The sequence below is a fragment of the Gardnerella sp. 30-4 genome (assembly GCF_001641215.1).
GTDB lineage: Bacteria > Actinomycetota > Actinomycetes > Actinomycetales > Bifidobacteriaceae > Bifidobacterium > Bifidobacterium leopoldii.
On record NZ_LXJL01000045.1, the window covers coordinates 1 to 19,230 of the forward strand.

Sequence of the window (19,230 nt, forward strand, 5' to 3'; positions counted from 1 at the left end):
ATTGTATACTTATATGAGAGTATGAGAAAAAGTACAAAATTCACCATAGACATAGGAGTCAAAATGACTACAGCAACAACAGATATAGTAAACGTAAACTTTCGAGCAAAGAAAGAAGACAAACTCAACGCGGAACGAGTTTGCAAAGAGCTCGGAATCTCTATGAGCGCCGCGCTGAACGTGTTTATTAAAACTATTGGTCGCGAAAAGAGGATACCGCTAGATTTTTCGCTAGATCCGTTTTACGAACCGTCAAATCAAGCATATTTGAAATCGCAGATTGACGGCGTGAGAAATGGAACCATCAAGCTCGAAGAGCACAATCTAATAATGAATTAGGACGTATGGTTCAAACAATGAGAAAGATTGCTTGGACTCCAGATGCCTGGAACGACTATCTCTATTGGGAAAGCGATAATAAGACTCGCAAAAAGCTCAACAATATTATTAAAGAGATTATGCGGAATCCAATAGACGGAAAAGGTAAGCCTGAACCACTCAAAGGAAACTATTCTGGCTGCTGGAGTAGACGAGTAAACGATAAGGATAGAATCGTTTACTCATTTACAGATGACTCGATTATAATCTACGCCTGCAGAGGCCACTACGACGATAAGTAGGGAAAGTAGGGAAAGTAGAAAATCAAAAGTGGGCTTAATGGGGTTCGAACCCACGACCTTCTGCTCCGGAGGCAGACGCTCTATCCACTGAGCTACAAGCCCGCAACTCGAGAAAGTATACACGCTAGTGAGGATGCGCTGACGACCTGCTTGAGCGCAGCACAGCGCGCGCGAAAGTAACTCGGAGCACCAAGCTTGCTCAGGGTTGAAAGCACAGTGTGCTTTCAACGCAAGCGAGGTCTGCCTGCGGCTTTATTACGAAGGCAGGGCAGGTTAGTATGGTTGTGCTTTAAAAACTAGATTGTGACTGGGGATGCGAAGCAAAAAGCGGCAGAAACTTTACAGCGGTGTAAAGGAAAGGTCGGCTACGCACGAAAAAACGGCAGAAACTGTGCAGCCATGTAAAATAAATGTCGCCTACGCGCCAAAAAACGGCAGAAATTTTACAGGCACGCACAGTTTATGCCGCCTGTGCAGCAAAAAACGGCAGAAACCTTACAGGAGCGCGCAGTTTATGCCGCCTGCGCACGCAATCGCGCACGCAGCCATCACGCGCCACCGAGGAAGGCAAAGGTGCCAAAGTAAAGCGCAGCCGCAACAGCAACCGACGGCACAATCGCGCACACAGCAAAAATCCACCAGTCGCGCGCACGCACACGACTCACCCTAGCGTGCGAACGCGCACCAACTCCCCCAAAACCGCGCGCTTCCATAGCAGTGGCGAGCGTCGTCGAACGTCGAATCGAAAGCACAAGCAGCGCAAACGACTGCGGGAAGAACGCCCTCACGCGATGCTCATCACCCAAACCGCGCGAACGCCTCGACGCAGTCAGTGCCGCCCAATCATCCTGCAGCACGCCAAACAGCCTAATTCCAGCCAAACCGCCGTACACGAATCGATCCGGCAAATGCAACACCTGGCTGAAAGCATCTGCCAAATCCGTAGCATCAAGCCCAATCACCATCACAATCGACGGCACGCCAATCGCCAAAATCCTAAGCGAAGTTGCAACAGCCAGCATAGCCGAACGATCCGTAGCATGCATCAGCCACCACTGGAACCAAGTATTTCCGCCACTTTTGCCGTATAGCAACACAGTGAGCGCGGAAGTCGGCGCGCCCACCCACACAGGCCACGAAAGGCGAATCACACGCCATGGCGGAAGCTTAATGCACGCAAAAATCACAAATTCCAGCAGCAACGCAACCGAAGCAGAAACGCAATCAAGCGTAAAAAGTAGCGGAATCGAAGCCGCGAACGCTCCAAAAATGCGAAATACTGGATTAATTGACGCAAGAAGCGGCGATTTGCTTGAAAGTTTCGCTTCCTCGTCGCGATTGTTTACAGCGCTCACTTTGATACGCGAAATGTCTGTTGCGCCGGTAGTTGCGGAAAGCGCTTCGGAAGCACTCGCTTCAGCAGCACTCATTTCAGCAGCTTCAGCTTTCGCATCCGGCACAAGCTCAACCAAGCGCGCACCCAACGCCTCAACCAGCTCACGGTCGTGCGTCACCACAATAATGCTTACACCCTCGCTACGAAGGCTTGCAATCAAGCGAATAATTTGCAACCAAGTTTTGCGGTCCTGCCCAAAAGTCGGCTCGTCCAAAATCAGCACACGCGGAGCCGCAGCAAGCGACGCCGCCACAGTCAGACGACGCTTTTCACCTCCCGAAAGCGTGTACGGATTCGCCTTCGCGTAACGAGCCAGACGGAATCGCTTCAGCAACTCCTGAGCCTTCGCGCGCGCCTCATCCGCCGAAACACCCGTGCGAAGCGGCCCCAACATAACCTCATCCAACACCGAACCACACGCAAACTGATGCTCCGGATTCTGAAAAACGTACGAAATGCGCTTCGCCAAATCAGGCGACTTCCACTTCATTGGATCCGTACCATTCGCGCCTTGAGCAAGAGCATCACTCGCCACAACCTCGCCGTTTACTGCCGGCAAAAGACCAGCCAAAGTGAGCGAAAGCGTTGATTTTCCAGCACCGTTCGCGCCAACCAAAGCCGTAATCTGCCCGGCTTTAAACTCAAGATTGATGTGACGCGCAATCGGCTCGCTATTATGGCTGATTGCGAGGTCCTTCGTGGAAAGTAGCACTTCTCCGTAGCCTTCTGCTGGACTGCAGTTTTCGTAATATTTTTCAGAAGATTCTGCATTTGCGGAAGAATTACTTATGAAAGATTCATTTGCAGAAGATTTTACGTTTTTCTTGTAGCGTTCCGGAAGCCAAATACCCAGATCCTCAAAGTCCAAATCGGTGCGATTAAACACATCGTCTGGCGTGCCGTCCGCCACAATCACCGTGCGCGAAGAAGCCGCGCGCGCAATATCGTCATCGTGAACGGTTTCGCTATGAACGGTTTCGCCGTTCGCATCTTTTCCGTTCGCAGCTTCATCATTCTCAAGCCCAAGCACAACCACGCGGTCAATCATGTCAATCCACGGCTCCGCGTGATGCTCCACAAGCACCATCGTGGCATGCGTCGAATCCAAAACCGCGCGCACAGCACCAACAATCTGCTGCGTGCCATCCGGATCCAAATTCGCAGTCGGCTCGTCCAAAAGCAGCACACTCGGCTGCATAGCGAGCGCGCCAGCAAGCGCCAAACGCTGCATCTGACCGCCACTTAAATGCGAAGTTGAGCGATACAATTGCAAGCCATCCAAACCAACTTCTTTAAGACTTTTGCGCACGCGATCCCAAATCTCACCGCGCGGAACGTTCATATTTTCCGGACCAAACGCAACGTTATCCCCCAAACGCTGGAAAATCGCCTGTGCATCCGGATCTTGCAAAACCAAACCAACACGACCGCGCGCACGTCGAACCGGCACGCCGTCAACCAAAACGCAACCCTCGCTCACACCACCATCGGCATCTTCGACGAGAGTGGTTTGCTGGGATTTTGCGCTATCTTCGCTATTTTCTACGCTATCTTTTGCGCTATTTTTCGCCACAAAATCATTGCCAATAAGACCTGCCGCGCCGCTTAAAATCGTGGATTTACCGATGCCTGATGCACCAAGCAGCAACACGCGCTGCCCCGCCTTAATTGTGAGGTCCAACCCGCGCACAGCAAAAGCGCGACGGGAAGCATGACGATAACCCCAATTCTCAAAACGAAGTTCAGCGTTATTAGCGCTGCTGTCACTATTGCAATCGCTTGAAGCTGATGGAAGGAAAGTTTCAGATTCTTGCGATTTAACAGCATCAGGCATAGTAAATCCTTTATGGCAATGATAGATTTTTAATTTTTGCGAATACGTTATTCGCTATTTTTCGCGTATTTCGCGACCGGACGCAAACTGATCCAACGCGCCGGTCTTAGCGATTCCCACATACAAGAACCACATTAAAACACCAGCAAACACAATTCCGGAAACCACTGTGCTGGCGAAGTATGGAAGACCATACTTGCCGAATACGCTAACAGCCTGCAACTTACCGAGGAAGGTGTAACCCCAGCAACCAATGCCAGTCAATGCGCCGGAAAGAATCATTGTGTTCAAATTCCACTTCTTGTAAGCGAAAATAATGAACGCAATTTCAGCAAACAGACCCTGAACCACTGCAATAGCGAAGGTTTCAGCACCACCCCACTGATTGCCCATCAAAGCTTCGAGCACGCCAGCTACGACTTCAGCGTAAATAGCAGCACCCGGCTTACGCACGATTACTGCGGCCAAAGGAGCAGCGAAGAGCCAAAGACCGTTAATAAGACCTGCAAAACCTGGAAGAATGCTGTTTAGCGCAGTCCATGGAACCTCACTAAAAATGGCAACAACCCAATAAATAAAAGCAGAAACAACGCCAATTACGGAAGCAACTGCGATGTCTGCAACACGCCACTGCATGTTGGACTGATAATTTTCTTCTGACATAAAAATGTGCCTTTCTTGTTACGTGTTGCAATGCGTTACATTGTGCGCAATGCAATATTTTGCGTTACATGTGTACATTACGATGCTGTGCGTCAAACGCGTTACATTGCGATGCGTTACATGCAATACTTTGCGTTACAAAGAAACCTTGCAACACCTCTCCAGGCACGGGAAAAACAGACCTCCGTGCGCCGGTATTACCCGGATTCACGTTCAAGCGGTTTTCTCTCAGCTCTGAATGTTCACGCTTACATAAGCGAAAACACAGAGCACCCGTGTCGATTGACGATTGTACGGCAGCGCGTAGACGCCAACCCTCCAAACGCGGGCGCGACGACATGCTTGAGCGCAGCACAGAGCGCGCGAAAGCAACTCGGAGCGCCGAGCTTGCTCAGGGTTGAAAGCACGGTATGCTTTCAACGCAAGCGAGGTCTGCCTTCGTCTCGATTGACGAAGGCAGGGCAGGTTTGCATGGTAGTTTATTGGGAATTCAGTTGTGTTTTGTGCGCGCGACGACCTGCTTGAGCGCAGCACAGCGCGCGCAGTCACCCATCTGCACCAGTAACGAAAAACGGCAGAAACTTTACGCGCGTGTAAAATAAAGGTCACTTGCGCACCAAAAAACGGCAGAAACTTTACAACCGCGTACAGTTTATGCCGCCTGCGCGCGCAATCCCGGCAGAAACTGTGCAGCTGTGTACAGAAAATGTCGAAATCTCATCAAAAAGCGACAGTTCCTTCACATTTACGTAAAGTAACTGTCGCCAATCCGTCGCAAGAATAATTTACTTACCGCGCATTGCACGACGGCTGATGCGCTGCGGACGCGTTGGATCGATGCCCTTCGGAATGCCAAATCCACTCTTGCTTTGCAACGTGCGCAAACGCTCATTCAAAATCGCAAGCTCCGTCTTAGTAAGGAAGAATCGGCGGTTCGGATGAATTTTATCAAACAACGCAAACTTGTGCTTCACAGGCTGTAACGTCTTCGAGCGCAACACCTTTCCGCGCAATTCTTTAAGCTTCACCTGATTTTCGCCATTACCAACAGCAATACGGTATACAGGTATATTAGATCCGGCAGTAACGCTTTTAATAGCGTGCTCCTGTCGATCCATAGCATGCATTAAACGCTCGTAATTACCCTCACCAACGAGGAAAATTCCGTTAAAACCAGTGCCTCTCCAAAGCGCATCCTTCGTGCGCGCATCCACCCACACAGGCTGCTGCGGAAAAGTAAAACCGCCCTTATTAATCGCAGAAATAATGCCGGCAGCTGCACCCGGACGACCTTCCAACTTTGCGTAACCAACTTTATCTGCACGCTTCGTAAGCACAACAGTAAACAGCAGCAGACCAAGCATCACCGCTGTAATAAGCATCATAATCCACATCAAAATGGACCAACGAGATGCAATTCCAAGAATTACAGCAACCAAAATCGGCGCAGCAAACGCGCAAGACAACCACAGAGGCAGCTGCTTATCGTCAGAATGCGTGTACTTATAAATACGTATGATCTGCGAGAACATGCCCTGCTTTTTCTTAGTCTGCTTCATGCCTTGCGTCGCACCCTTCGACGCGCCTTGCGATTTGCTTTGTGCTTTATCTTGTGCCATGCGTTTACCCCATAATATTCGCGTTATTTTGAGTATCCCAAATAATAATAGTAGCTTGTGCAAATATTAATAAATTTGCACTTATTTCTGCACTTACTTCGGCCAGTTACCACGCTTTGCGCTACTCGGCTTAGGCAAACGCCAGCGACGAAGCTGCATAGCGCGGCTGAATGCGTACATGCCGGAACGCGACTTGCGCGACACAGCCACATCACCAAAACGACGAATCAGCTCCTTACGCAACTTACGCCACATAACAAACATGTCAATTACAGATGCAAACAAATACGCGTACAAGAACACTGCAAAAACAAAATAAACAATCACAAACTTAGATAGCGCAAACAAGCAAATCATAATCAGCACTGCAACTGGTATGAAAAACTCGCCAATATTAATTCGAGCATCCACGTAATCGCGAATATACACACGCCACGGAAGCTGCTCAATTTTTGGCATATGCGCCAAATCGCCAGTGCGCATTGCGTTGTATTGCAAATTCTCAGATTCGCGAAGACGAGCACGCGCGCGTTTTGCGCTTTCCTTGCGATCTGCTGGTACTAGTGGGCGAAGCTTTTGCGCCTGAGCAGCGTTGCGCTTAGGAGTCGGCGCGTTTTTTTCGCGAGATTTCGTCGCTACAGACGATTCTGCATCCGCTACTTTCTTTTGCAACGAAGGAGTAGACGCGCCCTCATTATTGGCAGTTTTCTTTGCAAATGGATTCCATGTCATGTTTGCAGATTACTCAACAGACTAGACGCATGCAGACGCGGAGGAAACGGCAGAAACTTTACGCGCGTGTAAAGAAAAAGTCGGCTACGCAGCAAAAAGCGGCAGAAACTTTACAGCGTTGCAAAGTTTATGCCGCCTGCGCGCAAAATTAGCCAGAATTACTCGCCCAATCGATCCAAAAGCAGTGCTTCCGTCACAATATTTCCGCGCAAACCAGAAAGCGAAATCGACTCGTTCGGGCTGTGCGCATTGGACTTAGGATCTTCCGGACCCGTCACCAGCACCTGCGCCTTCGGGAAGATGCGCTGAAGCTCCGGAATAAACGGAATCGAACCACCCTCGCCCTTATTTACCGGCTCCACGCCGAAAGCATCGCGCATAGAAGCGAGCGCATCCTTCGTTGCAACAGCATCCGGATCCATTGCCCAACCCATGCCGTTATCAATCGGCTCTGCAGTAACTTCTGCACCAAAAGGCGCGTGAGATACCAAGAAGTCGCACAAAGCTTTTTGCGCTTCTTCCGGACGCTGCGAAGGCGCGGTACGAAGCGAAAGACGCAACTTAGTTTCGTGCGCAATCACATTAAAACTGCCCTCAACAGGATGTGCGTCCATGCCGATTACCGTCAAGCTCGGCTTAGTCCACATGCGCGCTGCGAGAGAACCGGTGCCGGCAAGCTTATAAGAATCGACCACGGAAGAGTCGGCACGCACTTGCGCTTCGTCCAAATCGCGCTGCAAACCGCCAACCGGCTCCTGTGCTTCAATTCCAGGCACTGCCAGGTCGCCAGCCTCGTTGTAAAGCGAGGCAATAAGCATGGAAGCGAGCGTGTAAGCATCTAAAATCGGGCCGCCAAACTGACCGGAATGCACTTGATGACCAAGCACTTTAACCTTTACGTCCACGTCGGTATTTCCGCGCAAACTCGTTGTAAGACTTGGGATTTCGGCGGACCAGTTGCCGGAGTCGGCAACGATAATTACGTCTGATTCAAATTCGGCTTTATGCGACTCGATAAAAGGAATGAAGCTTGGCGAGCCCATTTCTTCTTCGCCTTCGATGAAAACCTTAATATTTACGCGCAAATCGTCGCTCAGTGCGCGCAAAGCTCCGTAGTGAATTGCGATTCCGCCGCCGTCGTCGGCTGAGCCGCGTCCATAGAGGCGACCGTCGCGCTCGGTACCTTCAAATGGGTTGGTTTCCCACTCAGATGGATCTGGAACTGGCTGCACATCATGATGCGCGTAGAGCAAAACCGTTGGCGCGCTTGGGTTTACGATGCGCGAGCCGACCACTTCGAAAGCTCCTGGAGTGCCGTCCGGATTCGTGGACTGCTCGACGCGCGCGTCAATACCAACCTCACGCAATACCCCAGCCACGTATTGCGCGGACTTGCGCATATGCTCGCCAGCAATGCCCTTAGCTGACACCGCAGCCAGCGAAATCTTCTTATTCAGCACGGAAACTACGTCATTCCAGGCGTTTTGCACGCGAGCGCGCACGTCTTCGACAGCCAAACCTGCCATAAATCCTCCCAACTAAAAGTAACAGAGCGATAATTGATGCCTGTAAAACTATATCTACAAATTTAAACTATATTCGCAACTATGTCCGCAAATATGAGGAAACGCGAGAAAACGCGACGCAAACTTAACTATCTACTTTGGTCAGCTTGCGAGACCGTTTCTTTACACGCCTGTAAAGTTTCTGCCGCCGTCAAGTCCACAAACGACCATTACTTTACACAGCTGTAAAGTTTCTGCCGCTATTTTGCGAGCAAACGGCATAAACTGCGCATGCCTGTAAAGTTTCTGCCGCTTTCAAGCCCTCTCAATGCGCGTGGCAACCCAATCGACGATATAAGGCGCGCACTGCTCAACCTGATCCATCGCAACCTCAAATTCGCGAGGACCTCCGTACCACGGATCTGCCAAGTCGAGCAACATCTCGCGACCAGGCTGCGGCTTAGGAAGTGACGGGTCAAACGCGCGGTACATGTGCACAAGTTCGCGCTTTTGCGCAGGCAACAAACGCAAAAGCGAACGCATATGCGAAGCCGTCATAGGCAAAAACAGGTTCGTTTCCGCAATCTCATCCGCTTCAATTCGATGCGCAAAATGCGAAGCAGGAAGCCTATATCCGCGCTTAGTTAATTCCCTTTGCGCGCGGCGGTCAATCGGATTTCCGTACTCTTCGTCGCTTACACCGCTGGAACGCACAGCAACAACGTCGCCCAATCCCCTCAATTGAAACTCGTTGCGCAACACAATTTCCGCCATTGGCGAGCGGCAAATATTACCTGTGCAAACCGTCATAACAGTGTATGGGTGACGTGCGTCTACCTTGATTTTGCTTGATTCTTCAGTCATGCTTCCTCGTTTATTTTGCTGTCTCGTTTACTTTGCTATTTCTCGTTTACTGCACAGGCTCATATACCATAAACCGGTATCGCGTAGGATTGCTTTCGCTACCAACCTTCAGCGGCGCTTCCTCAAGCTCGCCTTCACGCGCAACATGCCATTTTCCTGCATCAACTAATGCATGAATATTCGGAGCAAATGTGTCCGCTGCAACTTTCGCATCAATTTGCGTTACGTAAGCTGCGTCTGCGTGATAATTCGCAAGCATTTCGCGCAAAATCGCAGCTCCGCCAATAACCCAGATTGCTGGGCCATCTTGAGGCGAGTCTTGAGATACGTTTTGAGATACGCTTTCCTGACTTTCCAGCACTTCCCTATTTTCCAGCCATTCGCGCGCGTAATCCAAAGCCGCGTCAATGCTAGTAAAACTACGCGCTCCATCTGCTACAAAATCAGGATTATGCGTAACAACAATATTTTCGCGACCCGGAAGCGGACGGAATTTCGGAGGCATCGCATCCCATGTACCGCGACCCATAATCACAGGGCAGCCGATAGTCATCGCCTTAAAATAGCGCAAATCCGGCGAAAGTCGCCACGGCATGCCTCCGTTTACGCCCATAGCGCCGGGCTTGCCGTCCAAACCAGAAGCCTCGCCCCAAATCAGTCGCACAGGGAAATTATGCGACACGCTGTTTGCCATATACGCACCTCACACGCTAAAACAAGCTAAAAATTAAACTAAATCAAGCAAAATCAAGCAAAATAATTTGCAATCAATCACACCGCAACCGGTGCTTTAATCGTCGGATGATGCTTGTAATCAACCACCTTAAAATCGCTGTAATCGTAGTCAAAAATCGAATCCGCCTTACGAATTTCAAGCTGCGGATACGGGTACGGCTCGCGCGAAAGCTGCTCAAGCACCTGCTCAACGTGATTGTCATAAATATGGCAATCGCCGCCCGTCCACACGAACTCGCCCGGCTCAAGACCTGCTTGCTGAGCCATCATCATCGTCAAAAGCGAGTAAGACGCAATGTTAAACGGCACGCCAAGGAACATATCGCAAGAGCGCTGGTAAAGCTGGCACGAAAGCTTGCCGTCAGCAACGTAAAATTGGAAAAGCGAATGGCAAGGCGGCAACGCCATATGCTCAACTTCCGCAGGATTCCAAGCGCTAACAATCATGCGACGAGAATCCGGGTGATTCTTCATAAGATCCAGCACGTTTGCGATTTGGTCGATTGTGCGGTTTGGATTTTCCGCTGTCGGCGCCGGCCAACTCCTCCATTGCACTCCGTAAACAGGGCCCAAATCGCCATTTTCGTCCGCCCACTCGTCCCAAATATGAACGCCGTTTTCTTGCAACCAACGCACATTACTCGAGCCTTTAAGGAACCAAAGCAACTCGTACGCAAGTCCTTTGAAAAACACGGTTTTCGTGGTGATAAGCGGGAAATATTTGCTAATGTCGAAGCGGATTTGCTGGCCAAAAAGCGAAATCGTACCAGTGCCTGTGCGATCTGATTTTAGAGTGCCTTCCGTGAGGATTTTTCGCACTAAATCCTCGTAAGGAGTTGGAATATTAGACGCTGGTTTTTGTGGTACCCGCGCTCGAATTGCTGCAAGTTCTTCTTCTGTTAAAGCCATGCTGCCATGTTAACAAAGCGCTAATAAATTTAAAGAATTGCGCTCGTAAAACCATATGTCTACCACGCAAAACGCTAGATTCGACAATTGAGCACAAAGTTACAATCCTTACGATAACATGAACAAATACGACTACAGCAAAGGAGCAAAAATGTCTAGAAGATTATGGGTAGAGCGCAACGAGGACGGCACTTGGGAAGCACACAGCGACGACGGTGTGAGCTTGAAGTTTGGTCACGGCGAAGGCATGTTCAACCCGGTTGAATTAATGCAAATCGCTTTAGCTGGTTGCACAGCTCTTAGCAGCCAGTACGCTGCAGAACACGCTATTGGCGAGGGCGCTGGAGCGCGAGTTGTAGTAAACGGCACGTACGACGCGGAAGAAGGCACGTACTTGCGTTTTCAAGAAGACGTCACTCTTGACGCAACTTGCGCAAAACCTGCACTCAGCCAGGAAGATGCATCCGCACTAAAAGAGCGCATGGAACGCCACATTTCCAGGGGTTGTACTGTTAAGCATACGCTTGAAAAAGGCGCCCAAGTTAGCGTAAACGTTACGGTTCGCAGCTAGAATAAGCCAAAAGTCGCGAAAAATCGCACTAAAATTGCATTAAAATTCACCACGTGTGGCACAATTGAGTACACAAGATATTTGCGCAATAATGACGCTACGCATGCATGTATGCAACCGGAGGAAACTTTGAAAATCGCTATTTTTACCGAAACGTATCCACCGTACATAAATGGCGTCGCAACACAGTCTTATATGCTCAAAAAGATGTATGAAGAGCTTGGTCATGAAGTGCTAGTAGTCACGGTCGGCTCCGAAAAACAGCGCAAAACCAAGCTTGAAGATGGAGTTGTTTACGTTCCGGGCATATTGCTTAAAAAGCTTTACAAATACCGCGTTGCACTCCCGATTGGTCACATGCGAAAGCAACTTCCTCTTAAATTTAAGCCGGATGTCATTCATATTCAAAACGAATTTGGCATTGGCGAAATCGGCTTGGAAGTAGCAAAAAAAGAGCATATTCCCGTTATTTATACGCTTCACACAGAATACGATAAATTCCTGTTTTACATTGGCTTAAAGCATTTTACTGAGTTCTCTCGCAATATTTCGGCGAAATATTTTATGCGATTCTCGAAAAATGCCACAATTATTACGAGCATGTCTCCTAAAGCACAGGCATATATTGACCGTCAGAAGGTTGATAAAAAAGTAATTGTGCTGAATAATGCTGTGGAATATAAGAAGTTCCTACCAACGCCTGAGCGACTTGCATTCCGCAAAGCTTTCCGCGAAAAATATGGCGTTTCTGACTCTACTAAGCTGTTTGTTTTCGTTGGTAGAATCGGCGCTGAAAAAAATATTTCAGAATTAATTGACAACTTTATGTATTGCGATTTTCCTCGCGAAAAAGCGCGCTTATTTGTTATTGGCGGCGGTCCTGATTTGGAATCGTTGCGCAAGCGCGTGGCAGATAATGGTTTTGACGACAGAATTTGCTTGCTTGGGCCTATTGCTCACACGGAAATTCCAAAGTATTTGCACGCAATGGACTACTACACAACAGCATCACTTTCCGAAATGCACTCACTTTCGATGCTAGAGGCAATGGCTTCCGGTCTGTTTGCGCTTGTAAAGCATGATGTGCCGAATGAGAAGCAGATTATTAGCGGTCAAAACGGGTATCAGTGGGATACTAAGGAAGATTTTAAGACTGTTTTTAGTAAAGTTTTGAATATGAGCGAGGCTGAGCAGGCTCAGCTTAAGGCGAACGTGCTCGAGTATTCGAAGAATAACGATTTTAAGAGCCAAGCGCTTGAGCTGCTTAAGATTTACAAGCGCGCAATCGAGATGAACAAGGAAAAGCTCGCTGAAAAGAAAGCTAAGCGAGATGCCAGGCGCGCGCGTTTTATGCTGAAAAAGCGCGAGAATACTGAAGCGGAGTCGCAAGAATCGCAAGATTAGACGGCTCTCACGCTCCAAACGCTCCAAAACGCGGTCGCGATGACATGCTTGAGCGCAGCACAACGCGTAGGCGGCAGAAACTGTACACCGCTGTAAAGTTTTGGTCGGAATCCGACTGGGAAGCGGCAGAAACTGCACACGGCTGTAAAGTTTTGGTCGGAATCCGGCTGGCAAACGGCAGAAACTTTACACAGCTGCACAGTTTTGGTCGTTTTTAGCGCGTAGGCGGCAGAAAACTTTACACAGCCGCACAGTTTTCTGCCGTTTTTCGTTACTGGTGCAGATGAGCGACTGCGCACGTAACGACATGCTTTCGCGCTATCGCAGCGGATCGATTGTTTGCTCAATCTCCTTAGCAGCTTCTTTACCAGCCTTCGGCACATCAACCTCATGTACTCCGGAAATATCGTCAATAGACGCTTCAGAATGCTGCTTTTGCGCTGCTGCAACCTGAGCTGCACTAAATTCCACATACTTGCGCGGCACAACGTACACAGGCCTCGAAGAATGCTGCAACAATCCCTGGCTAATCGAGCCAAGCAGCAAACCGGTAAAGCCACCACGACCGCGAGAACCAACAACCACAAGATCATGATTCAAACTAGCCTGAGTCAAAGCTTCAACGGCAGAACCAGGCACAACAGTTCGATGAATTTGCAAATCTGGCAAACGCTGCAAAATTGGCTTCACGCGCTCCTCAAGATCCTCCATGTACGATCCCATAACAGCAGTATCGCCCTCAGCACCTTGCACTCTTGGCACTGCGGAAATAACATCAAGCTCAGCATGCCAGCTATCCGCCAAATCAGCCGCAATTTCAAGAGCTTTAAGCCCCCACTTTGACTCGTCAGAGCCAACAGCCACACGCGTAATCGTATTATTCAAGTGAATACGCTGACCGTCATCGTCAGTGTAAGGCACAACCACAATTGGGCAATACGCATAAGCTGGAAGCGAAGAACTAGTTGTGCCGAGCAAACGCTCTGCCAAGCCACCTTTTCCACGATTACCAATCACAATAAGCTGATAGTTACGAGAAAGTTCCACGAAAACCGAAGAAGGATCGCCCGTAACAATTAGCGTAGTCGCGTCAACTCCCTGCTCAAGAGCAACAGCTTTTGCTTTAGATAGAATTTCTTGCGCATCGTGATGAGCTGCATTATCGTCACCAATCGCAGTGTAGGTGGCATCAAAAGAAACAGCAGCATAACTTGGCAACGAATAAGCGCAAACAATTTGCAATTGCAACCCAGCATGCTTTGCGTAATTTGCAGCCCACCAAACCGCTTTATAACTCGCGTGTGAGCCGTCAACTCCAACCAATACAGCTTTTTCTGGGATCATTGCCAACCTCCTCATACTTGCACTCGCGACAGCAGCGTCACTCGCGCACAACTTGTAAGTACTATTGTAGCGTAATTTTAGATTGAGTGTTGGCAGTTTTGCGATATATAACTACAGAAGCTACAGAAACTATAGAAGCTACAGAATGCGACGAATAGAGTACCCGCCTGGGAACACGTAGCGGATAGGATCGTACTTAGTGCCAGCAAGCTGCGAATTAATTACCATGCCGTTGCCAACATAAATAGAAGCATGCTGCGCATTCGCGATAATATCTCCAGGCTGCGCTTGAGCCAAACTTGGGATTGGAGTTCCAACAGTTGCCTGCGCTCCAGAAGTACGAGGCAAAGAAATACCAACACTAGCAAAAACATACTGCACAAAACCGGAGCAATCCCATCCAGCAGGAGTATTGCCACCGCTGCGATACGGCACTTTACCTAAGAATTGAGTAGCAAAATTCAAAAGAGAGGCAACAGACTTACCATCAGGAGGAACTACAGAAGCAAGAGGAACCTGTTCAACACCACTGCGGAAACCAGAACGGCTTGCAGTAGCATTTCCAGCAAAAGCACGGCGTGCCGTTTCAGCAGCTTGTTCGCTAGGAGTCTTAGTTTGAGGTACATTCAAGCTTTCTATGCCACCCCAATGAGAATTTGCGTCGACATCAGTAGAAGTGGATTCAGTTAAAATATCGCGACGCACATTCGTCACCTTTGGAAATGCGCGCGTAGAAGTGACAGCTGACTCGGAAAGCTCATGCGAAGACTCTGCCATGGCGAATGGCGCCATAACAGTAAGCATTGAAGCTGCTGCGGCAACTGATACAAAAACTGAGAAAATTCTACTTTGTTTTAGCATACTTTTTGCAGTATATCATCGGGGCATTACATACGAGAGAAATTAGCAACGCCAGTAACAAGCAAACTCATTTTAGTAATAAACAAACTAATTTTAATAAAGCAGCTTTAGTAACAAAGCTTCAGTAGTACAACTTTAGTAATGAATAAACTGATATTGAGAAACTTCCTTAGCGTCAAACTTGCGCGAGAAAGTTCGTCCTTGGTAAGAAGCACCACATTCAGAAGTTTCAATAGAACCGTCTGAATTAATTTTTTCAACAACTGCAACGTGTCCGTAGAACGGATCAGAACCAGCCTGACCTGAGCGGAACACCATAATATCGCCAACGTGACGAGCGGAATTATCTACCCAATAGCCAAGACTGCGCGCAGAATCAGCCCACATATTTCCGTTGCCAAAATGCGAGCCAACAGGCAAACCTAACTGATGGCGACGAACATACACCCACCACGTGCACTGGCTGAACTCATACGCGTTACCAGTATCACCAGTTGCATGATTTGGATTAAAGCCCTTCGGCAAAACGTCAAAGTCTTTATCCATCAACAAAGCAACCTTAGGATTATTCGCAGCAGAACGTGACATCTCTGCAATATTAAAGCCTGAACCAGAACCTAAATTCCACGAATCAGACTTCGAAGATATAGTAGAAAAAGTGCCAGGTTGTACTGAATTAGCAACCTTATCGGCTAAGTTTTCATGCTTCGAATTCGAGCGAGCAGAACTACTTTCATTCGCACTATTTGCAGCATCAGCAGAGTCCGCATTATGCGATTTTTTAGCAGCATTCTCAATAGAGTCAACAGCGTTATTAATAGTTGCCATAGGATCAAGAGACTCGCGTTGGCTAGAACGCGAAACTGTTGAAGATGCGTCGCCAACTGCAGTCATAGATGGCTCAAATTCGGAAGCGCGAGAATCAAAACTATTAACCTTAGTTAAAGCCATAGTAGCTGCAACAGTACCAACCATTGCAACAAGAGAAGTCGAAAGTATTACATTGCGACGACGCTCATTAGCAAGTTTAGACAACCTAAGCGCGCGCCTGCTTTGAGGAACAAGCTCCTGCAAACGCTCAGAAACAGCTTCTGGAAGCTCTACAACAGCACCATTGCTAGTAGCAACCGCAGCCAAACGCTCACTAACACGATTAGCTTGAACAGAACGCATGCCACGCACACTATGCGCACCATGCGCGCCACGCTGAGCTACAAACAGCGAAAGCGGCGAATCTCCATGCCTCTTTGCTTTTGTGGCACCATGTGCAGCATGTCTCATACTAATCACTTTCTTATGTTAAACGCGGAACGCAGCGCACAAACGCCACACCCCCAACTGACTTTCTTTCAATCTTCTATGTGAAAGGTTACAACGTGGTTAGGATGTAAGAAACGCACATAGCCTAAATCCGCCAATTTTCGCCCTTAAGCTGCCCTCGTCACACTTAGACTTCGGTAAGTTGTATGGTTGGAAGTATGAAATTCGCACCTATAGTTAATCCTGATGCACGAAAAGCAGCACCAAAACCGCTGCGAGTTGATTTGCGAAAGGTTTTTGCTATAGGAACGATCGCGTGGCTAGTCGCAACAATAATTGCGCTTATCGTTGCGTTATTGCATATTACAACTTGGTTTCCTGTGTTGTTTTGCGCATCGGGAACAATTATTGGCGTTCTGCTATTAATTTGGGAACATTTTGACCGCTGGGACTACAGGCGCTTAGGAAAATAGTTTATTGCTGATTTGCTGAATTATTTACTGCTGATTTGCTGGCTTGCTAACTTACTGATTTTCTAACTTACTAATTTGCTGCTTATTTATTTGCAATTGGTAGCGCAAAACTTACGGTAGTACCCTGCCCCGGCATACTCCAAAGAGTAATATTTCCGTGGTGCGTAAGTGCCACATGCTTGGCAATTGCAAGCCCTAAACCAACGCCATCCTGGCTTTGACTATTTTGATTATTCGCACGATAGAATCGTTCAAAAATTCGCGACTGATCTTGCAAATCAATGCCAATTCCGCGATCTACAACACGGATCACAGCGTATTGACCATCTGTCGATAGTGACGCAGATAGCGAAACTGTAGAATTTTTTGGAGAATACGTAATTGCATTCTCAACTAATTTCCGCACTGCAGCTTGAATTTGCGAAATTTCACCGCGCACGCACAAACGCGAATCGACTTTTGACACAACGCGTACGCAACAATCCTTAGCAAATGAAGCAACTTGATTTTGCACATACGACAAAACATCATTCAAAGAAAATACTTGCGCAGAATCTAAGTCAATAGGATTTTGAGCGCGAACCAGCCACAACAAATCTTCAAGCATGTGCTCAAGTTTCTTGGAAGATTTACCGGCAATTTGCGCAATATCTTTAATTTTTTGCGCAGATACTTGTTCGTTTTGCAAAACTTTCGTAAGCTGAGTTAAGTTGCGAGTAGATCGCATTAACTGCTCAGAAACGTTGGAAATAAAGTCGTCGCGAGTTTGCGCAAAACGGTGAGCTGCACTCGTATCCTCAATAATTACAACTACGATACCGCCTCCAATGCTTCCAGCCGTAACAGTAAGCCAATTAGGGCGCGAAACAGTGGTTGACTCTTGAGGATTTACAGTTATTGACACATAACGCTCAGGTGTCGAAGTAACCAAAGAGAAGCGCTCGAATCCGCCAGAAGCTCGCACGGAATTAACAGCTTGAAGAACGCGAGGCTGGCATAACGAATCATCGCTAACAACACCCAGCAAATAAGCCTCGGAGCTTGCGCGAATTACGTCATTGTTGGCATCAATTACAACAGTTGGCATGTCGAGCATTGCCAAAACTTGGGACGCGTCGTAGCTGATATCGTCACTTGCGTTGTCGCTTGAATCGTCGCTTATGTCGTCGCTTATGTCGTCGCTTTCGTCATACTTTGCGCCACGAATATAATTAAACGCTCGTTTAAAAAGACGGCAAACTGTAGAAAACCAATCCGACATCAACACACACAACGAAAGCACAACGCACAACGCAAGCACGCCGAAAGCAACAAATACAACGATCACAACCGCAGAAGAACCTTGAGGCATACTCCTATAATCTCATACTTTGCGCGCTTTTGTAACTATGCAACTAAAAAGCGGCATAAACTTTACACGGCTGTAAAGTTTCGGTCGAAAATCACCACAAAAACGGCAGAAACTTTACACCGCCGTAAAGTTTCGGTCGCTTCGTTACCAGCGTCGTCTATAATTACATAGGATGCCTGACTTATAGCGACGTGCAAACTAGGCGTTCAAATAAACTCACAGCACTGAGAAAGGACGCACCATGCGAGTAATTTTCAACGAAGAAATGAAGGCAATTGCTTCAAACATCGAACGCATGGCAGAACTTGTAGCAAAAGCTATGAACGATGCTGGAAGCGCGCTTTTAAACGCGGATTTGGAAGCTGCTCAAACTGTTATCGATAAAGACGCAGACTTAGACGCTTTAGAAGCAAACACTATTGACCAATGCTTGACTTTGCTTGCTCGCCAAAACCCTGTGGCAACGGACTTGCGCGAAGTTGTAGCTACAATGCGATTAGCTGCAACGTTTGAACGCATGGGAGATTTAACAAGTCATATCGCTCAAATTACTAGACGAACCTGGCCTGAATCTGCTATTGCACAAGAAGGACGCGAAACTATTGTTGCAATGGTTGATTTCTTGCGCGAACTGTCAGGTCGCTTAACGACCATGGTTGCAAATCGCGACGTGCAAATTGCGGAAACTATTATTGCTGGCGACGATGCGCTCGACAAATTGCACGAGAAGATTTTTGAGCTGGTAGAAGGCGAAAATTGGAAGGGTACGCGCAGGCAGTTAATTGATGTCGTTCTGCTTAGCCGCTTTATTGAGCGAATTGGAGACCATTGCGTTGCCGTCGCAAGGCAAATTGTGTTTATTGTTTCCGGATTCGATCCGTCCAAGAAGCCAGAGCCAGATAAAGACACTGTTGTAGCGTAACGCGGTTACAGCAAAACACGCTACGCAATTTCAAGTTGCACAAAGCGCGCATGAAAATAAAAGTAAACAAAAAGTAGGTTTGCAAATTAATTGCAAACCTACTTTTATTTTAAAAGCTAACTTAAGCTCTCAAAACTAACTTAAGCGCTCCAAAGCCAGCGAATCAG

Annotated in this window: 18 protein-coding genes, 1 tRNA gene and 1 riboswitch; of the genes, 6 read left to right on the top strand and 13 right to left on the bottom strand. The window is 48.0% G+C overall.

Annotation, left to right across the window (positions count from 1 at the left end; translation table 11 throughout):
* Nucleotides 1–63 precede the first annotated feature (63 nt).
* Nucleotides 64–339, top strand: coding sequence for a type II toxin-antitoxin system RelB/DinJ family antitoxin (locus tag A5294_RS03225; RefSeq protein ID WP_004105185.1), 276 nt, complete (start codon nucleotides 64–66; stop codon nucleotides 337–339).
* A gap of 17 nt (nucleotides 340–356) precedes the next feature.
* Nucleotides 357–620 (top strand): Txe/YoeB family addiction module toxin, encoded by a 264-nt coding sequence (locus A5294_RS03230; RefSeq protein ID WP_080550925.1) that lies wholly within the window; start codon nucleotides 357–359, stop codon nucleotides 618–620.
* A 29-nt stretch (nucleotides 621–649) separates the two neighbouring features.
* Here the strand turns inward: A5294_RS03230 and A5294_RS03235 are convergent.
* From A5294_RS03235 to A5294_RS03275, 9 genes are all read right to left on the bottom strand, one after another.
* A tRNA-Arg gene (locus tag A5294_RS03235) sits at nucleotides 650–722 on the bottom strand.
* Between the two features lie 446 nt (nucleotides 723–1,168).
* The gene (locus A5294_RS03240; protein WP_064340450.1) at nucleotides 1,169–3,850 is read right to left on the bottom strand and encodes an ATP-binding cassette domain-containing protein; all 2,682 of its coding nucleotides are present in this window, start codon (nucleotides 3,848–3,850) and stop codon (nucleotides 1,169–1,171) included.
* Between the two features lie 54 nt (nucleotides 3,851–3,904).
* Entirely contained in the window at nucleotides 3,905–4,513 is a 609-nt protein-coding gene (locus A5294_RS03245; RefSeq protein WP_004105192.1) for an ECF transporter S component, read from the bottom strand.
* Between the two features lie 165 nt (nucleotides 4,514–4,678).
* Nucleotides 4,679–4,800, bottom strand: a riboswitch (TPP riboswitch).
* A gap of 498 nt (nucleotides 4,801–5,298) precedes the next feature.
* Nucleotides 5,299–6,072, bottom strand: coding sequence for a DUF4191 domain-containing protein (locus A5294_RS03250; protein WP_032835341.1), 774 nt, complete (start codon nucleotides 6,070–6,072; stop codon nucleotides 5,299–5,301).
* A 153-nt stretch (nucleotides 6,073–6,225) separates the two neighbouring features.
* On the bottom strand, nucleotides 6,226–6,864 hold the full coding sequence (locus tag A5294_RS03255; protein ID WP_004105197.1) for a DUF3043 domain-containing protein: 639 nt from the start codon (nucleotides 6,862–6,864) through the stop codon (nucleotides 6,226–6,228).
* 158 nt (nucleotides 6,865–7,022) lie between these two features.
* The gene (locus A5294_RS03260; protein ID WP_064340451.1) at nucleotides 7,023–8,390 is read right to left on the bottom strand and encodes a dipeptidase; all 1,368 of its coding nucleotides are present in this window, start codon (nucleotides 8,388–8,390) and stop codon (nucleotides 7,023–7,025) included.
* Nucleotides 8,391–8,684: 294 nt separating this feature from the next.
* The gene (locus tag A5294_RS03265; RefSeq protein ID WP_004105200.1) at nucleotides 8,685–9,233 is read right to left on the bottom strand and encodes a low molecular weight protein-tyrosine-phosphatase; all 549 of its coding nucleotides are present in this window, start codon (nucleotides 9,231–9,233) and stop codon (nucleotides 8,685–8,687) included.
* Nucleotides 9,234–9,279: 46 nt separating this feature from the next.
* Nucleotides 9,280–9,927 carry a dihydrofolate reductase gene (locus A5294_RS03270; RefSeq protein WP_064340452.1) on the bottom strand — a complete coding sequence of 216 codons (648 nt, stop codon included), beginning with the start codon at nucleotides 9,925–9,927 and terminating at the stop codon, nucleotides 9,280–9,282.
* A 77-nt stretch (nucleotides 9,928–10,004) separates the two neighbouring features.
* The gene (locus A5294_RS03275; protein WP_064340453.1) at nucleotides 10,005–10,877 is read right to left on the bottom strand and encodes a thymidylate synthase; all 873 of its coding nucleotides are present in this window, start codon (nucleotides 10,875–10,877) and stop codon (nucleotides 10,005–10,007) included.
* Between the two features lie 151 nt (nucleotides 10,878–11,028).
* On the opposite strand from A5294_RS03275, the gene A5294_RS03280 reads away from it, so the two are divergent.
* Both A5294_RS03280 and A5294_RS03285 read left to right on the top strand, forming a co-directional pair.
* Nucleotides 11,029–11,448: an OsmC family protein gene (locus A5294_RS03280; RefSeq protein WP_004119211.1), complete on the top strand. Its 420-nt coding sequence runs from the start codon at nucleotides 11,029–11,031 to the stop codon at nucleotides 11,446–11,448.
* A gap of 129 nt (nucleotides 11,449–11,577) precedes the next feature.
* A complete protein-coding gene (locus A5294_RS03285) occupies nucleotides 11,578–12,852 on the top strand; it encodes a glycosyltransferase (protein WP_064340468.1) in 1,275 nt (424 codons plus the stop codon).
* 318 nt (nucleotides 12,853–13,170) lie between these two features.
* Here the strand turns inward: A5294_RS03285 and A5294_RS03290 are convergent, their stop codons facing one another.
* The 3 genes from A5294_RS03290 to A5294_RS03300 all read right to left on the bottom strand — a co-directional run bounded on the left by A5294_RS03290 (nucleotide 13,171) and on the right by A5294_RS03300 (nucleotide 16,338).
* Nucleotides 13,171–14,196: a universal stress protein gene (locus tag A5294_RS03290; RefSeq protein WP_004105206.1), complete on the bottom strand. Its 1,026-nt coding sequence runs from the start codon at nucleotides 14,194–14,196 to the stop codon at nucleotides 13,171–13,173.
* Nucleotides 14,197–14,334: 138 nt separating this feature from the next.
* Complete coding sequence (locus tag A5294_RS03295; RefSeq protein WP_064340454.1) at nucleotides 14,335–15,057, bottom strand: C40 family peptidase; 723 nt, start codon at nucleotides 15,055–15,057, stop codon at nucleotides 14,335–14,337.
* A 135-nt stretch (nucleotides 15,058–15,192) separates the two neighbouring features.
* On the bottom strand, nucleotides 15,193–16,338 hold the full coding sequence (locus A5294_RS03300) for a CHAP domain-containing protein (protein WP_064340455.1): 1,146 nt from the start codon (nucleotides 16,336–16,338) through the stop codon (nucleotides 15,193–15,195).
* 185 nt (nucleotides 16,339–16,523) lie between these two features.
* Here A5294_RS03300 and A5294_RS03305 point away from each other — a divergent pair, with 185 nt between their 5' ends.
* A complete protein-coding gene (locus A5294_RS03305) occupies nucleotides 16,524–16,790 on the top strand; it encodes a DUF2530 domain-containing protein (RefSeq protein ID WP_004105210.1) in 267 nt (88 codons plus the stop codon).
* Nucleotides 16,791–16,872: 82 nt separating this feature from the next.
* Here A5294_RS03305 and A5294_RS03310 read toward each other — a convergent pair whose 3' ends face one another.
* Entirely contained in the window at nucleotides 16,873–18,141 is a 1,269-nt protein-coding gene (locus A5294_RS03310) for a cell wall metabolism sensor histidine kinase WalK (protein WP_064340456.1), read from the bottom strand.
* Nucleotides 18,142–18,382: 241 nt separating this feature from the next.
* On the opposite strand from A5294_RS03310, the gene phoU reads away from it, so the two are divergent.
* On the top strand, nucleotides 18,383–19,063 hold the full coding sequence (gene phoU, locus A5294_RS03315; RefSeq protein WP_004105212.1) for a phosphate signaling complex protein PhoU: 681 nt from the start codon (nucleotides 18,383–18,385) through the stop codon (nucleotides 19,061–19,063).
* Nucleotides 19,064–19,230: the final 167 nt, after the last annotated feature.

Bases quoted from the DNA above. Each gene is read 5' to 3' on its own strand.
- A5294_RS03225 (WP_004105185.1), top strand. From the start codon at position 64: ATGACTACAGCAACAACAGATATAGTAAACGTAAACTTTCGAGCAAAG.
- A5294_RS03230 (WP_080550925.1), top strand. From the start codon at position 357: ATGAGAAAGATTGCTTGGACTCCAGATGCCTGGAACGACTATCTCTAT.
- A5294_RS03240 (WP_064340450.1), bottom strand. From the start codon at position 3,850: ATGCCTGATGCTGTTAAATCGCAAGAATCTGAAACTTTCCTTCCATCA.
- A5294_RS03245 (WP_004105192.1), bottom strand. From the start codon at position 4,513: ATGTCAGAAGAAAATTATCAGTCCAACATGCAGTGGCGTGTTGCAGAC.
- A5294_RS03250 (WP_032835341.1), bottom strand. From the start codon at position 6,072: ATGAAGCAGACTAAGAAAAAGCAGGGCATGTTCTCGCAGATCATACGT.
- A5294_RS03255 (WP_004105197.1), bottom strand. From the start codon at position 6,864: ATGACATGGAATCCATTTGCAAAGAAAACTGCCAATAATGAGGGCGCG.
- A5294_RS03260 (WP_064340451.1), bottom strand. From the start codon at position 8,390: ATGGCAGGTTTGGCTGTCGAAGACGTGCGCGCTCGCGTGCAAAACGCC.
- A5294_RS03265 (WP_004105200.1), bottom strand. From the start codon at position 9,233: ATGACTGAAGAATCAAGCAAAATCAAGGTAGACGCACGTCACCCATAC.
- A5294_RS03270 (WP_064340452.1), bottom strand. From the start codon at position 9,927: ATGGCAAACAGCGTGTCGCATAATTTCCCTGTGCGACTGATTTGGGGC.
- A5294_RS03275 (WP_064340453.1), bottom strand. From the start codon at position 10,877: ATGGCTTTAACAGAAGAAGAACTTGCAGCAATTCGAGCGCGGGTACCA.
- A5294_RS03280 (WP_004119211.1), top strand. From the start codon at position 11,029: ATGTCTAGAAGATTATGGGTAGAGCGCAACGAGGACGGCACTTGGGAA.
- A5294_RS03290 (WP_004105206.1), bottom strand. From the start codon at position 14,196: ATGATCCCAGAAAAAGCTGTATTGGTTGGAGTTGACGGCTCACACGCG.
- A5294_RS03295 (WP_064340454.1), bottom strand. From the start codon at position 15,057: ATGCTAAAACAAAGTAGAATTTTCTCAGTTTTTGTATCAGTTGCCGCA.
- A5294_RS03300 (WP_064340455.1), bottom strand. From the start codon at position 16,338: ATGAGACATGCTGCACATGGTGCCACAAAAGCAAAGAGGCATGGAGAT.
- A5294_RS03305 (WP_004105210.1), top strand. From the start codon at position 16,524: ATGGTTGGAAGTATGAAATTCGCACCTATAGTTAATCCTGATGCACGA.
- A5294_RS03310 (WP_064340456.1), bottom strand. From the start codon at position 18,141: ATGCCTCAAGGTTCTTCTGCGGTTGTGATCGTTGTATTTGTTGCTTTC.
- phoU (WP_004105212.1), top strand. From the start codon at position 18,383: ATGCGAGTAATTTTCAACGAAGAAATGAAGGCAATTGCTTCAAACATC.